The sequence below is a fragment of the Bradyrhizobium sp. HKCCYLS20291 genome (assembly GCF_051167715.1).
Classification (GTDB): Bacteria; Pseudomonadota; Alphaproteobacteria; order Rhizobiales; family Xanthobacteraceae; genus Bradyrhizobium.
Map to the genome: position 1 here is coordinate 397,841 of NZ_JBNPTO010000004.1, position 15,065 is coordinate 412,905.

Below are 15,065 nucleotides of genomic sequence, written 5' to 3' on the forward strand. Positions count from 1 at the left end.
GAGCCCAGCAAATGGTCGGCATGATGTCGACGGGTCTGAACTGCGAGTGCTTCAGCTCCGGTAAAAACCAGCACCGCGTGCGTGGATAGTCTGTCACCCCACCCCGGCTCGCATGCGCGCATGCGAGCCGACCCTCCCCCTCCAGGGCAGGGCAATCGCATGTGGAATTTTTCGATTCTTTTCGTGCTTCCAAAGAGCAGTCTGGATTCGAAAATTTCCTCCCGTCGGCCTTCGCGATTCCAATATTTCGCTTGGGCCGCGTTGGAGAGCCATATGCGATTGCCCTGCCCTCCAGGGGAGGGTGAGCAGCGGGCTTGCCGTGAGATCGTCCCTGCCCTCATGCGAACAGCCCATGCATGTACCAGGCGGGCTGCACCGGCAAAGCATTCTCCGGCTGTTCGAACTCGCGGTCATACAAACCGTCGCGGTAGAGCCAGAAGCGCAGGCCGTGCTCGTCCTCGACGCGGAAATAGTCGCGCGTCAGCCCCTGCCCGTCCGGGCGCCACCATTCCATGGCGATGCGCTCCGGGCCTTCGGCGCGCACGACCGCATGCGCGGCGCGGCGCCAGACGAAGCGTGCGGGCGGGCCATCGGGCACGCCGGCGATCACCTGGATGGCCTCGGGGCGCGCGAACAGCCGCAGCGGACGTAGCGGCGGCTCGCCGTCGTGGCGTTCGGGCCAATCGGCGGTGCTGGTGGTCGCGAGATGATGCTGCGCCGGCAGCGGCAACGCGGCGCGCTCGGGAATGTGGGTGTCGACCGGCAGATGCACGACGACACGCTTGCCGCCGATGCGCGCGGCGATGCGGTCGATCAGTGCCGACAGTTCGTCATTGTCGTGGACATGCGCATCGAGATCGCGCTGCTGCTGCACCACGATCTCGCTGCGGCCGGCGGCAAGCCGGATCATGTCGAAGCCGAAGCCGGGATCGAGCGGATCGTTGAGCGACTCCAGGCGGTCGCGGAACAGACGGTCGATGACGGCGGCCTCCGTCACCGGCTGGCCGGTGTCGACGGCGATGACGCGCACCAGGCCGTCGGTGCGGAAGAAGCAGGCTTCGAGCCGCCGCGCGCCTTTGCCCTGCTGCGCCATCGCCGCCACCAGCATCGTGGCGAGACTGGAGAGGCTCGCCGCGATCACCGTGTCGGTCGCGACCGGCTCGGCAAAGCGCTTGTCGACGATGTAGTCCGGCGGCACTTTGCGCGGGCTGATCGGCGCATCGGCCTCGCCCAGCGCTTGCGCGAGCACGCGGGTGAAGGCGGCGCCGAACCGCGCGGTGATCTCGTTGCGGCCGCGCGAGGCGACATCGCCGATGGTCTTGAGGCCGGCGCGACGCAGGCCGAGCGTGATCGCCTCGCTGCCGCCGAGCGCGGCCACCGGCAGCAGCGCGACGGCAGTCGCCTCCTCGCCATCGGGCACGATACGGCCATGCACCTGCCGGTTCAGCGTGCGCGCACACACCGCGTTGGAGGCGATCGCCGCCGACACGGTGAGGCCATGCGCGGTGAGCGCATCGCACACCGACTGCATCAGCCTGGCCTCGCCGCCGAACAGATGCACGCAGCCGCTGATGTCGAGCGACAGGCCATGCGGCGGATCGAGCGCCACCAAGGGCGTGAAGCGGTCGCACCAGTCGGCGATGTCCTCGAGCATCTGGGCGTCGGCTGCGAGATCGGCCTCGTGCACGACGAGGTCGGGACAGACCGCGCGGGCATTCGCGAGCGGCTGGCCGAGCGACACGCCGTGGCGGGCCGCGGCCTCATCCAGCGAATGGATCAGCAGCGCGTTGGCGTCCTTGATGACGACAACCTGCGGCTTGCCTTGCTCAAGCGGATCGGCGGCGCGGCTCCGCTTGATGCGCTCGATGGGCAGGCGCGGCAGCCACAGGCTGAGGATCCGCCGCCGGTTCGCTGAAACGGCACGCATCGGGCATCCACTCCATGATCCATCGTCCGGTCTGGCCGTGACGGTTGCGAATGAGCTCGGCATCGAGGCGCGGCGCGCCCCATGCCATCCATGGCGCCACCGCGGGCGACGGCGCGCTGCGCACCATCCAGCGCGTCTCCGCGGTCGACGGCTCTGGCGTCGCGGCGATGCGCAGCAGCAGTGCGGTCACGCCGGACTCCTGCGCCGCCAAAGTCAGCTTGCGGCTGGCGACGAGATCGAGCTTTTGCGTCTCGCCCCACACCTCCAGCATCACGCCGCCCAGCGCATCGCAGGCGAGCGCGTCGGCGGCGGTGCGCAAGGCGTGATCGAGATCGGGCGCGCGCACGGTCACGATGCGGCGCGGATCGAGGCCGAGCTCGGCGAGCCCGCTCATCGACAGCGCACCCATCTCGCGCTCGGCAAAATCCTGCCGGATCCAGATCAGCGGCCGGCGCGCGGCGACGCGCGCCGCGAGCCCGCACAGGAAGCCGGTCGCGGCCACCGCCTGGCGGCCGCTCTCGGCGAACACCTCGTGCAGCGCGCCGGTGGCGAGCCCGCCCTGCAGCACCGCGTCCGCCTCGGCATGGCCGAGCGCGACCCGGCGCAGATCATGCGCGCCATCGGCCGCCTCGAGCCGGGCAATGCGGCCGCGCAGACGCGCGAGCGTATCCATGCGTGCGCCGGTCATCCGTCGCCGCTCCTTTCAATCCATCGTGCGGGTGCTGCCGTTCTCTTTGTGAACGCAGGCAATGAACCCGCGACGATCTCCTTTGTTCATGATATGTTCTAATATAAAGCTAACGCGTCCAAGAGAGTCAATCGGGATTGCCCCGGGTCTGATTCAGCGAATGGAATCAAAGGGATTCAGAAGCATGGAGCTGCTGCGCAAACTCGAGATCCTGGCCGATGCCGCCAAGTACGACGCGTCCTGCGCCTCCAGCGGTACGGAGATGCGGGATTCCCGTGACGGCAAGGGGCTCGGCTCGACCGCGCCGGGGATGGGCATCTGCCATTCCTATGCACCGGACGGACGTTGCATCTCGCTGCTCAAGATCTTGCTGACCAATGCCTGTAACTTCGACTGCCTGTATTGCGTCAACCGCGCCTCCTCCAACGTGCCGCGCGCGCGCTTCACGGTCGACGAGGTGGTGAAGCTGACGATCGACTTCTATCGCCGCAACTACATCGAAGGGCTGTTCCTGTCGTCGGGCATCATCCGCAGCCCGGACTACACGATGGAGCAGGTCGTCTCAGTCGCGCGCAAGCTGCGCGAGGAGCATCGCTTCCGCGGCTACATCCACCTGAAGACGATTCCCGAAGCCGACGAGGCGCTGATCGCGGAAGCCGGCAAATATGCGGACAGGCTCAGCATCAACATCGAGACGCCGCTGGAGGAGAGCCTGACGCAGCTCGCCCCGGAAAAGGACCAGCGCGCGATCAGGCGCACCATGGGCCGGCTCCGGCTCAAGCTCGACGAGACGGCGGAAGCCAAGAAGACGGTGCGCCGGGCGAAGCCGCCGCGCTTCGCGCCGGCCGGCCAGAGCACGCAGATGATCGTCGGTGCAGACAGCGCGAACGACCGCGTCATCCTGTCGACCTCGGCCAATCTGTACGGCGCCTACAAGCTCAAGCGGGTCTATTACTCCGCCTTCAGCCCAATCCCCGATGCCAGCCGCGCGCTGCCGCTGCAGGCCCCGCCCCTCGTGCGCGAGCACCGGCTGTACCAGGCCGACTGGCTGATGCGGTTCTACGGCTTCGATGCCGACGAGATCGTCGAGGAGAGCGAAGGCATGCTGCCGCTCGACATCGACCCCAAGCTCGCCTGGGCGCTGCGTCACCGCGACCGCTTCCCGCTCGACATCAACACAGCGAGCCGCGAGGAGCTGCTGCGCGTTCCCGGCTTCGGCACCCGCACCGTGCAGCGCATCCTCGCCACCCGCCGCAGCACCACGATCCGCTTCGCGGATCTCGCGCAGCTCAACGTCATCAGGAACAAGGCGCTGCCGTTCATCGTTCTCTCCGACCACCGGCCATCGCCGTCCCTGCTCGACGGCACCAGCCTCAGAGCCCGGCTGCGGCCCAAGCCGCAGCAGCTGGGATTTGGATTCTAACGGAAGCCGTCATCGCGAGCGCAGCGACTTGTCCGTCATAGCCCGAAGGACGACGGCGGAAGCGATCCAGGGGCAGCACGAAAAGTCTGGATTGCGTCGCTTCGCTCGCAATGACGTGAGGAGACAGATGCACGTCGTAACCCTCGACAGCGACACCGATTTCGATGGTTGGCGCCAGGCAGCGCGGGCGCTGGCGATGGACGATGTCAGGCCGGCCGATGTCTCCTGGCGTGTGAAGGGCGCAGCGCCCGATCTGTTCGACGACCAGGCCGACACGACGCTGCCCGAGGTGCCCAAGGGCGCATTCTCGGTGCCGGCGAGTTTTGTCGAGCTGGCCGAGAGCGCGATCCTGCACAGCGATGCCAACCGCTTCACCTTGCTCTACCGGCTGCTGTGGCGCCTGCGGACCAACCACGATCTGATGGACATCGCGACCGATCCCGATGTCGCCCAGGCCAATGCGCTGGCGCGCGCCGTCCGCCGCGACGTTCACAAGATGCACGCCTTTGTCCGCTTCCGCGAGGTCGGCCGCGAGCGCGAGGCGCGCTACGTCGCCTGGTTCGAGCCCGAGCACCACATCGTGGAGCGCGCAGCGCCGTTCTTCGCCCGCCGCTTCGCCGACATGCCCTGGTCGATCCTGACGCCCGAACTCTGTGCGCATTGGGACGGCAGCCGCGTGTCGTTCACACCGGGTGTGAGCAAGGCTGAAGCGCCGACTGAAGACCGGCTCGAAGAGGTCTGGCTGCGCTATTACGCCAGCATTTTCAATCCGGCGCGGCTGAAAGTGAAGGCGATGGAAAAGGAGATGCCGAAGAAATATTGGCAGAACCTGCCCGAGGCCAAGCTGATCCAGCCGCTGATCGCGGCCGCCAGCCGGCGCACATCGATGATGATCGCCGATGAAGGCACCGAGCCGCACAAGCCGCAGAAACGCGTCGAGGAGACCGCGATGACCCGCAAGCCGAAAGCGCATGCGCCCGCCGCCGTTGAGACCTCACGTGATGTCGCGGCCGTCGATCTTCAGACCTTGCGTGAAGAGGCCGCCGCCTGCCGCGCCTGCCCGTTGTGGAAGGACGCCACGCAGACCGTGTTCGGCGAGGGTCCGGAGCATGCGCCGCTGATGCTGGTCGGCGAGCAGCCCGGCGACAAGGAGGACCTCGCCGGCCACCCCTTCGTCGGCCCCGCCGGCCAGATGCTCGACCGCGCGCTGGAGGAGGCCGGCATCGACCGGACCAAGGTCTACGTCACCAACGCGGTGAAGCATTTCAAGTTCGTGCCACGCGGCAAGATCAGGCTGCACCAGAAGCCGGCGACGCCGGAGATCAAGGCCTGCCGCCCCTGGTACGCGCGCGAGCTTGCCGCCGTCCGCCCTGCCCTGGTCGTCGCAATGGGCGCGACCGCCGCGCAGGCGGTGTTCGGAAAGATCACCCAGGTCACCAAGAACCGCGGCCACCTCGTCGACCTGCCGGAGGGTCCCCAGGCGATGATCACGGTGCACCCGTCCTATCTGCTGCGGCTGCCCGATGCGGAGGCCAAGGCACGGGAGTACGAGCTGTTCGTCAAGGACCTCAAGATCGCTGCGGCCGCGCTGAAGCGCGCCCACGCGGCCTGACACCGGCGTCCAAAATGCAAATGGCCGGGATCGAGCCCCGGCCATTCGACAGAAGGATGCCGCCGCCTCACGCCGCCAGCGTGTTCTCCACCACCTTGATGAAGAACGACGTGCCGTAGACGATCGCCTCGTCGTTGAAATTGTAGGCGGGGTGATGCAGGCCGGCCGAGTCGCCGTTGCCGACGAAGATGAAGGCGCCGGGGCGGGCTTCGAGCATGTAGGCAAAATCCTCGCCGCCCATCATCGGCGGCATCTCGTGCACGTTGGCATCGCCCGCAACCTCCTTGGCGGCACGGATGGCGATGTCGGTCTGCTCGGCGTGGTTCATGACCACCGGATAGCCGCGCGCATAATTCAGGTCGATCCTGGCGCCGGTCATCTGCGCGACGCCGGTGACGACCTCGCGCACCCGCCTCTCCATCAGCTCGCGCACCTTCGGCGTCAGCGTCCGCACCGTGCCGCGCAGCACCGCGCTCTGCGGGATGACGTTGCGGGCATTGCCGGCGTGGAATTCGCAGATCGAGAGCACCGCCGCCTCCAGCGGATCGACGCTGCGCGACACGATCTGCTGCAGCGCCGTGACCAGCTGGGCGCCGACCAGCAGCGAGTCGATGCAATTGTGCGGCTTGGCGGCATGGCCGCCATGGCCCTCGATGGTGATGTCGACGGCGTCGGTCGAGGCCATCAGCGGCCCCTGGCGGATCGCGAAGGCGCCGACCGGCAGGCCCGGGCCGTTGTGCATGCCGTAGACCTGGTCGATCTTGAAGCGGTCGATCAAGCCGTCCTTGATCATCGCCTCGGCACCCGCGCCGCCCTCCTCGGCCGGCTGGAAGATCACGGCGACCTCGCCGGCGAAATTGCGGGTCTCGGCGAAATAGCGCGCGGCGCCGAGCAGCATCGCGGTGTGGCCGTCATGGCCGCAGGCATGCATCATGCCCGGGGTCTTCGAGGCATAGGGCAGCCCGGTCGCCTCCTCGATCGGCAGCGCGTCCATGTCGGCGCGCAAGCCCAGCACCTTCACGTCGCCATGGCCAGGCTTGTTGCCCTTGATGATTCCGACAACGCCGGTCTTGCCAAGGCCGGTCACCACCTCGTCACAGCCGAACTCGCGCAGCCGGTCGGCGACGAAGGCCGCGGTGCGGTGCACGTCGTAGAGCAGTTCCGGATGCGAGTGGATGTCACGCCTCCAGGCCTGGATGTCGGGCTGCAGATCGGCGACGCGGTTGACGATGGGCATGGGGACTCTCGTAGCTCCAGACAGGAATTTGAGCTGTTTTAGCATGCAAAAGCCGCACCGCCCACCATCTGGGCTGCGCCTGCCTCATGGCTCGGTCAACCAGCCATGAACGCGGCGCTTGTCCGGCCCCGCCCCGGCTGACTAAAAGCCTTCCAACGATGGGAAGGAAATGCCGATGCCGCGTCAGCTCGAGGGCGAATACGACTATATCGTGGTGGGCGCCGGCACCGCCGGCTGCATCCTCGCCAACCGGCTGTCGGCCGATCCGAACACCCGGGTGCTGATCCTCGAGGCCGGCGGCCGTGACAACTGGATCTGGTTCCACATTCCGGTCGGCTACCTCTTCGCGATCGGCAATCCGCGCTCCGACTGGATGTTTCGCACCGAGGCCGAGCCCGGCCTGAACGGCCGCTCGCTGGCCTATCCCCGCGGCAAGGTGATCGGCGGCTGCTCGGCGATCAACGCCATGATATCGATGCGCGGCCAGGCCGCCGACTACGACCATTGGCGCCAGCTCGGCCTCGCCGGCTGGTCCTATTCCGACGTGCTGCCAGTGTTCCGGAAACTGGAGGACCACTTCCTCGGCGAGAGCGAGCACCACGGAACGGGCGGCGGCTGGCGGATCGAGGCGCCCCGGCTGTCCTGGGCGGTGCTGGACGCGGTGGGCGACGCCGCCGAGCAGATGGGCATCCGCCGCATCCCCGATTTCAATACCGGCGACAATGAAGGCATCAGCTATTTCCACGTCAACCAGAAGCGCGGCCGGCGCTGGTCGTCCGCGCGGGGCTTTCTCAAGCCGGCGCTGAACCGCGCCAATCTGCGGCTGGAGACCAACGTCCTGGTCGATCGCCTGATCGTGGAGAACGGCCGCGCCGTGGGCGTCCGCTTTCAGCAGAATGGCGAGACGATCGACGCGCGCACGAAAGGTGAAGTCATCCTGAGCGCCGGCTCGATCGGCTCGGTGCAGGTGCTGCAGCGCTCGGGCATCGGCCCAGCCGATTGGCTCGGCGAGCTCGGCATCGATGTCGTCATGGACAAGCCCGGCGTCGGGCGCAATCTGCAGGACCATCTGCAGCAGCGCGCGATCTACAAGGTGTCGGGGGTGAAGACGCTGAACGAGACCTACTACTCGCTGGTCAAGCGCGGCCTGATGGGGCTCGACTACGCTTTCCGCCGCCGGGGACCACTGACCATGGCGCCGTCGCAGCTCGGCATCTTCACGCGCTCGGACGGCACGCGCGACCGCGCCAACATCCAGTTCCACGTGCAGCCGCTGTCGCTCGACAAGTTCGGCGATCCCTTGCACCGCTTCCCTGCCATCACCGTCAGCGCCTGCAATCTGCGGCCGACCTCGCGCGGCACGGTGCGGATCAAATCGGCCAAGCTCGACGAGGCGCCGTCGATCGCGCCGAACTATCTGGCGACCGCCGACGACCGCCAGGTCGCCGCCGACGCCATCCGCGTCACCCGCCGCTTGATGAAGCAGAGCGCGCTCGCGGGCTACAGGCCGGAGGAATATCTGCCCGGCCCGTCGGTCGGCGATGACGACGCCGCGCTGGCCAAGGCCGCCGGCGACATCGGCACCACGATCTTCCATCCGGTCGGCACGGCGAAGATGGGCACCGCTGACGATGCGATGGCCGTCGTTGACGAACGGCTCCGCTTCCGCGGCCTCGACCGACTGCGCATCGCCGACGCCTCGATCATGCCGAGCATCACCTCGGGCAATACCAACACGCCGACGGCGATGATCGCGGAAAAGGCGGCGATGATGATTCTGGAGGATGGGCGGTAAGAGAGGCGCTGGAATCGTAGGGTGGGCAAAGCGACGCCGCAGGCGGCGCGTGCCCACCGTCTCACCACAATCGCGCCCGGCCATGGTGGGCACGGCGCGCGCGAGCTGATCGTGAACCATTGGCATCACGGCGCGCCTTTGCCCACCCTACGGACTGGCGCCGAGCTCTCGCGCCTGCATTTTGAACCGCCGATGGCTTGCAGAGACACGCTGTGAGATACAGCGCCCTCTCCCCTTGTGGGAGAGGGCATGTACGGCCCATCCGCGTTTGCGATTGGGTGAGGGGTATGCCTCCGCGAGCAAGACTCGTGGAAAGATACCCCTCACCCAACCGAGCTTGCTGCACCGTCTTACATGCCCTCTCCCACAAGGGGAGAGGACGCATCAATTCGCACTGCGCTTCGTATGTGATCTGAGAGTCGGGGGCTGCGATCAGCTAGGCGATTACTACCGTAGCCCGCTGTTGACGGATCAAATGATCCGCCTGACCAGCGGAATTCGCCGCAGCAGCTCGGCGGCCAGCCAGCTCACCGACAGCGTCCCCACCAGCACGATCGCGAATTTCACCGCGGCCGGCCAAGCCGGGTCGAACACCAGATATTGCAGCCAGAGCAGCGGCAGGAAGTGCAGCAGGTAGATGCCGTAGGCCGAGGGCTGCATGCGGTCCATCAGCGCCAGCGGCGCGTTTGTCCAGCGCAGGAAGAAGGTCGGCACGCCGAACGCCATCGCCGCGCAGAAGCTCGCCACGGCGCTGCCATAGGCCGCGCGCCACCACAGCGGCGGCGAGTCGAAGTCGGCCATCCAGTTGTGGTGGGCGTAGGCGAGAAACAGGATCATGGCGTAGCAGCCATAGGAGAGAGCGAACCAGAGCGCCCAGCGCTGCACCAGCGCGCCATCGGCGGCGAACGGTCCGGTCCGCAGGTCAGCCGCGCCGATCGCCAATCCGGCCACGAAGAACGTCGGATAGAGCAGCGCGCGGCTCGCCTGCAGCGGCAGCGGAAAATGCCCGGGCATGAACCAGAGACCGTCGCCGAAGCCGAGATGCGGCGGCAGATAGGCCGCGTTGGCAATGACGAGAAAGATCAGGAATCCCGTGACTGGCGAGCGCAGCAAGGTGCGGGCCCAGCGCCCGAGTGCGCCGATCGCCTGCGGCGCCCACGCTCCAACCAGCGTGGCCACCATGTCGAACATCAGCAGCACGCCGAGGAACCAGGCCGAGCCCGACGGCCATGGTCCCTCGCTGATCATGCGCCACCACACCGCGGTGAAGGTGTCCTCCGCCACGTAGTAGCGATAATAGGCGACCGGCATGATCGCGAAGATCGAGACGACATAGGGAATGCCGAGCCGCAGCACGCGGCGCCAGAGAAAATCAGGCGCCCCTCGCCGCGCCATGCTCGCAGGCACGAACAGGCCGGAGATGAAGAACATGCACGACATGAAGTAGCTGTCGTTGAACAGCGCGACCAGATCGAAGCCGAGCCAGTGCATGCGGTCGCCGCCCTGGCCGAAATAGGTGTAGTTGATCGCGGAGTGATAGAGCACGACCGAGAGCGTGATGAAGGTCCTGGCGCGGTCGAGCGGCACGATGCGGCCGGCCGCCGTCCCGGCTCCTTGCTGCTTCGGAGTCACGCGCTCATGCATCGACGTCGCATCCATGTCATCCGCCGCTGCCAGCGCAGCGCGCCGCTTATATTCCTCGCGTACCACTACGCCCACATCCTGCGTGAACATCGCAGCTGCCGGCCATTGCCGACATGATCACGAACACGTCATCGCTTCTTCATCGTCAGAAGCCGGGAATAAAACGGCGCCGCCACCGCTCTCCTCCCCGCACGCCCGACCATGGGCCATGGGAGAGTACGATGAGCCTGGACGATCATGACGAGAACGGCGTCAGCCGCCGCAAGGTGTTGGAATGCATGACATGGGCCGGCACCGGCGTGCTCTGGACCCTCACCGGCGGCGTGCCGCGCTCGCTGGGCCTGGTCGATGCGGCCAAGGCCGCCGAGCAAGCCGCCTCCGGCCTGACCTTCCTGCAGATCAGCGACAGCCATGTCGGCTTCGACAAGCCGGCCAATCCGAATGCGATCGGCACACTCGAAGAAGCCATCAACCGGATCAAGGCGATGCCGGTCAAGCCGGCCTTCATGATCCACACCGGCGACATCTCGCATCTGTCGAAGGCGGCCGAGTTCGACGATGCCGACCGCATCATCTCGCAGTCGCGGCTCGACGTGCACTACGTGCCGGGCGAGCACGATTTCCTCGACGAGGACGTCAAGCTCTACAAGGAGCGCTACGGCAAGGGCACGCGCGGCGCCGGCTGGTATTCGTTCGACGCCAACGGCGTGCACTTCATCGGGCTCGTCAACGTCGTCGACCTCAAGGCCGGCGGCCTCGGCAATCTCGGCGCCGAGCAGCTCGCCTGGCTCGAGCAGGATCTCAAGGGCCGTTCGAAATCGACGCCCGTCGTGGTGTTCGCGCACATCCCGCTGTGGACGGTGTATCCGGAATGGGGCTGGGGCACCGAGGATGGCGGCCGTGCGCTGGATTATCTGAAAGGCTTTGGCTCCGTGACGGTGCTGAACGGCCACATCCATCAGGTGATGCAGAAGGTCGAAGGCAACGTGACCTTCCACACCGCGCGCTCGACCGCCTTCCCGCAGCCGGCGCCGGGAACCGCGCCCTCGCCCGGCCCGATGAAGGTCGAGGATATGAGGCTGCGCAGCCTGCTCGGCATCGCCAGCATCGACTTCAAGGTCGGAGCGGAGCGGCTCGCGATCATCGACACGCCGCTCGCCGGTTGAAGGACTGCCATATGACGACGAAGATCGTATTGCCGGGTCGAGGCGTCCGCCTCGCCCTCACGGCCGCCCTGCTGATGCTCGGCACGACGCCGCTGCGTGCCGAGGCCATCAAGGTCACCATCGACAACTTCACCTTCACCCCGGCGGAAGTGACGGTGAAGGTCGGCGACACCGTGACCTGGACCAACCATGACGACATTCCGCACACGGTGGTGTCGGCCGGAAAATACAGGTCGAAAGCGCTCGACACCGACGACAGCTTCTCGTTCACCTTCGCTGCGAGCGGCGACTACAAATACTTTTGTTCGCTGCATCCGCACATGACGGGGATGGTGAAGGTTGAGTAGCGCCGTGAACCAGGGCATGAGAACAGCGTCGTGGCCGGGCCGGTATCGCGCCGCCAGCCCGGCCGTGATGCCGCGAACCGATCCGGAAGGAACCCCGGTGACACCATCGCCTGACGATCCGGAGAGGGCGCGGCGCTTCCGCGAGGCGGCGCTGCCCCATCTCGACGACGTCTATACGCTGGCGCGCTATCTGCTGCGCAATCCGGCCGACGCGGAAGACGCCGTGCAGGATTGCTATCTGCGCGCCTTCAAGCATTTCGACAGCTATCGCGGCCCTGCCATCAAGCCGTGGCTGTTCGCGATCCTGCGCAACGTCTGCCACGCCGAATTCGCGCGGCGCGCCCACGCGCCGGTCAAGGCGCTCGACGATGCGCCCGAGGCAGCCGAGCAGCCGCCGCTGTGGCAGGAGAGCACCGAGACGCCAGAGCGCGCCGTGCTGCGCGAGCGCGATGCCTCCGCCATCCAGCACATGATCGACACGCTCGCCGAGCCGTTTCGCGAGACGTTCGTGCTGCGCGAGATCAACAACCTGTCCTATCGCGAGATCGCGGAAGCCGCCGGCGTGCCGGTCGGCACCGTGATGTCGCGGCTGGCCCGCGCCCGCGCCATGTTGCGCACCGCCTGGCTCGCGCAGGAGGAGCCGAAGCCATGACCTGTGACGAAGCCGAGATCCTCATTCACGCGCTGGCCGATGGCGAGCTCGACGCCGGCCATGCCCGCGAGGTCGAGGCCCATATCGCCGGCTGCTCCCGTTGCGCCGCGGAGCTCGCCGGCATCCGCGAGATGAAGCAGATGCTGGCCGCCGCTGATCTGACGTTCAAGGCGCCCGCCGCGCTGCGCCAGTCGATCGACGCGGCGCTGCCGCCAGCCCAGCCGGGCAATGTCTCATCATTCACCGCGCCGAACCGCCGCTCGCTGCTCAGGGGATTTGCAATGGGCTCCGCGGTGTCGGCGCTGGCGGCCACCGGCCTGGTCGCGATCGTGCTGCGCAATGACGACCAGCAGCGGATCGAGGCCGAGATCGTCTCGGCGCATCTGCGCTCGCTGCAGGCCGGGCACTTGACCGACGTGATCTCGACCGATCAGCACACCGTCAAGCCGTGGTTCAACGGCAAGCTCGATGTCGCACCTCCGGTGATCGATCTGACGGCGCAGGGCTTCACGCTGGTCGGCGGCCGGCTCGACTACGTCGATGCGCGCGCGATCGGCGCGGTGGTCTATCGCCGCCGCCAGCACGTGATCAATCTGTTCGTCGCGCAGACATCGCGCACCGATCAACGGCCGGCAACGACCGGGACGCTTCAGGGCTTCAACATCCGCAGCTGGCGCGCCGGCGGCCTGAACTACTGGGCGATCAGCGATTTGGGCGCCGACGAGCTCGGCGAGTTCGGCGAGCGGTTCGAAACTGCGATGCGGGCCAACAAGGAGGGGTAGCGCTGACATGGCTCGCCGCGCGTGCTTCGATCCTGGAGCCCAGAGCCGGTCCGGCCTCAGATCTTGTCGCCGCTCGGCGGAGCAGAGGGCTGACCGGGCGTGCCGGGATAGGTCCGCTCGCAATAGTCGAGACAGCGCAGCCTGTTCTTCTCGACGACGACCCTGCACGATGGATTGAGAGGGAGCTCTGCACAGGACTGGCGGTCTGCGGCTGCGTTGCGTTCGCAGCGACCGCTGCAATCATCTCTTGGATCGGCGGCCAGCGGGGACGCAGGCGCCGTCAGCGCGATCCCGACAACCAGCAGGCGGTTCAGCTTGGACATTATCGGCCTAGTACGACAACTAATAACACTACCGTACGTAACGTCCATCATGGGCCGCCGATCCCACTGATCCGGCTACGCCGACTTCCTGATCGCGTTGTCCACCAGGGTCTTGCCGAGCGACCAGATCGCGCCGGGCACCTTGTGGCTCTGGGCGATCACGTCGTCGAAGGCGCGCTCGATCCAGGCGCAGTCCTCTTCCGTGATGGTCAGAGGCGGCAGCAGCTTGATGGTGTGCAGGCCGTGGCCGGCGACCTGGGTCAGGATCTTGTGATCCTTGAACAGCGGCACCGTGATCAGCTGGCAGAACAGGCCCTTGTTGGCGCTCTCCAGCACGTTCCAGGAGGCCTTCAACCGGAGCGATTTCGGCGGACCGAACTCGACGCCGATCATCAGGCCCTTGCCGCGGACTTCCTTGAGCAGCTCGTAGCCCGGCACCATCCGCGTCAGCGCCAGACGCAATTCGGCGCCGCGCTTGGCGGCGGCCTCGACCAGCTTCTCGGCCTTCATCACCTCGAGCGTCGCGATCCCTGCGGCCATCGCGAGATCGTTCTTGGCGAAGGTCGAGCCGTGCACAACCGCGCGATCCATGCGGTTGAAGATCTTGTCGAAGATCTGCTTGCGCGTGAGCAGCGCGCCGACCGGCACGTGGCCGCCCGACAGTGCCTTCGACAGCAGCACCATGTCGGGTTCGACGTTCCAATGTTCTACCGCGAGGAACCGCCCCGTGCGGCCCATCCCGGTCTGGATCTCGTCGGCGATGAAGATGGAGCCGTACTTCTTGCACAGCGCGGCAGCGCCCGGCAGGAACTCGTCGGAGGGCATGTTGACGCCCTTGCCCTGGATAGGCTCGACGATGAAGGCCGCGATCTCGCGCGAGGACAGTGCCTGCTCGAGCGCCGCGAGATCGTTGAATGGGACAGCGGTGCAACCCGGCAGCAGCGGCTCGAAGCCGCTGCGGAAATTCGGATCCTCGGTCAGCGACAACGCGCCGTAGGTCAGGCCGTGATAGGAGTGCCCGCAATAGACGATGCCGGGGCGGCCGGTCGCACCACGCGCGAATTTGATCGCGGCTTCCACGGTCTCGGCGCCCGAATTGGCGAAGAACACCTTGTCCAGGTATGGGACATATTCCAGCAGCCGTTCGGCAAGAACTCCCGCAAGGGTGGAGACGTCGAGCTGCACGAGATTCGGAAGGTCGCTGTCGAGCACACTCTTGAGGGCGTCACGAAGCGTCGGATGGTTGCGGCCGATTGCGAAGACACCAAATCCGCTCAGCAGGTCGAGATAGCGGGCCCCGTCGCGGTCATAGAGATATTGCCCTTGTCCCTTTTGGAACCCGACATCATATCCAATCGTCTTGAGAACGCGAACCAGCTGCTCGTTCAGATGCCGAGAGTGCATCGTGCTGCGCTGCGATTGGCGCTCCACAAACATCTCGGAAACGTCTAGATTTGGTTTTAGCATCA

Annotated in this window: 12 protein-coding genes; 7 read left to right on the forward strand and 5 right to left on the reverse strand. The window is 66.5% G+C overall.

Annotated features, from left to right (window positions below):
* Positions 1 to 337: 337 nt before the first annotated feature.
* Positions 338 to 1,927 (reverse strand): Y-family DNA polymerase, encoded by a 1,590-nt coding sequence (locus ACQR07_RS12600; RefSeq protein WP_434902595.1) that lies wholly within the window; start codon positions 1,925 to 1,927, stop codon positions 338 to 340.
* Positions 1,827 to 2,615 carry an ImuA family protein gene (locus ACQR07_RS12605; protein WP_434902596.1) on the reverse strand — a complete coding sequence of 263 codons (789 nt, stop codon included), beginning with the start codon at positions 2,613 to 2,615 and terminating at the stop codon, positions 1,827 to 1,829. The genes ACQR07_RS12600 and ACQR07_RS12605 overlap by 101 nt, the downstream gene beginning before the upstream one ends.
* A gap of 184 nt (positions 2,616 to 2,799) precedes the next feature.
* Here ACQR07_RS12605 and ACQR07_RS12610 point away from each other — a divergent pair, with 184 nt between their 5' ends.
* Positions 2,800 to 4,038 (forward strand): putative DNA modification/repair radical SAM protein, encoded by a 1,239-nt coding sequence (locus tag ACQR07_RS12610; RefSeq protein WP_434902597.1) that lies wholly within the window; start codon positions 2,800 to 2,802, stop codon positions 4,036 to 4,038.
* 127 nt (positions 4,039 to 4,165) lie between these two features.
* Entirely contained in the window at positions 4,166 to 5,650 is a 1,485-nt protein-coding gene (locus ACQR07_RS12615) for a UdgX family uracil-DNA binding protein (RefSeq protein ID WP_434902598.1), read from the forward strand.
* A gap of 67 nt (positions 5,651 to 5,717) precedes the next feature.
* Here the strand turns inward: ACQR07_RS12615 and ACQR07_RS12620 are convergent, their stop codons facing one another.
* Complete coding sequence (locus ACQR07_RS12620) at positions 5,718 to 6,887, reverse strand: M20 aminoacylase family protein (RefSeq protein ID WP_434902599.1); 1,170 nt, start codon at positions 6,885 to 6,887, stop codon at positions 5,718 to 5,720.
* A gap of 175 nt (positions 6,888 to 7,062) precedes the next feature.
* Here ACQR07_RS12620 and ACQR07_RS12625 point away from each other — a divergent pair, with 175 nt between their 5' ends.
* Positions 7,063 to 8,682: a GMC family oxidoreductase gene (locus tag ACQR07_RS12625; protein ID WP_434902600.1), complete on the forward strand. Its 1,620-nt coding sequence runs from the start codon at positions 7,063 to 7,065 to the stop codon at positions 8,680 to 8,682.
* 471 nt (positions 8,683 to 9,153) lie between these two features.
* Here ACQR07_RS12625 and ACQR07_RS12630 read toward each other — a convergent pair whose 3' ends face one another.
* Positions 9,154 to 10,416 carry an acyltransferase family protein gene (locus ACQR07_RS12630; RefSeq protein WP_434902601.1) on the reverse strand — a complete coding sequence of 421 codons (1,263 nt, stop codon included), beginning with the start codon at positions 10,414 to 10,416 and terminating at the stop codon, positions 9,154 to 9,156.
* A gap of 131 nt (positions 10,417 to 10,547) precedes the next feature.
* On the opposite strand from ACQR07_RS12630, the gene ACQR07_RS12635 reads away from it, so the two are divergent.
* From ACQR07_RS12635 to ACQR07_RS12650, 4 genes are all read left to right on the forward strand, one after another.
* Complete coding sequence (locus ACQR07_RS12635) at positions 10,548 to 11,492, forward strand: metallophosphoesterase family protein (RefSeq protein WP_434902602.1); 945 nt, start codon at positions 10,548 to 10,550, stop codon at positions 11,490 to 11,492.
* Positions 11,493 to 11,503: 11 nt separating this feature from the next.
* Complete coding sequence (locus ACQR07_RS12640; protein WP_434902603.1) at positions 11,504 to 11,839, forward strand: cupredoxin domain-containing protein; 336 nt, start codon at positions 11,504 to 11,506, stop codon at positions 11,837 to 11,839.
* 97 nt (positions 11,840 to 11,936) lie between these two features.
* Positions 11,937 to 12,491: a sigma-70 family RNA polymerase sigma factor gene (locus ACQR07_RS12645; protein WP_434902678.1), complete on the forward strand. Its 555-nt coding sequence runs from the start codon at positions 11,937 to 11,939 to the stop codon at positions 12,489 to 12,491.
* A complete protein-coding gene (locus ACQR07_RS12650) occupies positions 12,488 to 13,273 on the forward strand; it encodes an anti-sigma factor family protein (protein WP_434902604.1) in 786 nt (261 codons plus the stop codon). Before ACQR07_RS12645 ends, ACQR07_RS12650 begins: the two co-directional genes overlap by 4 nt.
* A gap of 398 nt (positions 13,274 to 13,671) precedes the next feature.
* Here ACQR07_RS12650 and hpnO read toward each other — a convergent pair whose 3' ends face one another.
* Positions 13,672 to 15,063 (reverse strand): aminobacteriohopanetriol synthase HpnO, encoded by a 1,392-nt coding sequence (gene hpnO / locus ACQR07_RS12655; RefSeq protein ID WP_434902605.1) that lies wholly within the window; start codon positions 15,061 to 15,063, stop codon positions 13,672 to 13,674.
* Positions 15,064 to 15,065 lie beyond the last annotated feature (2 nt).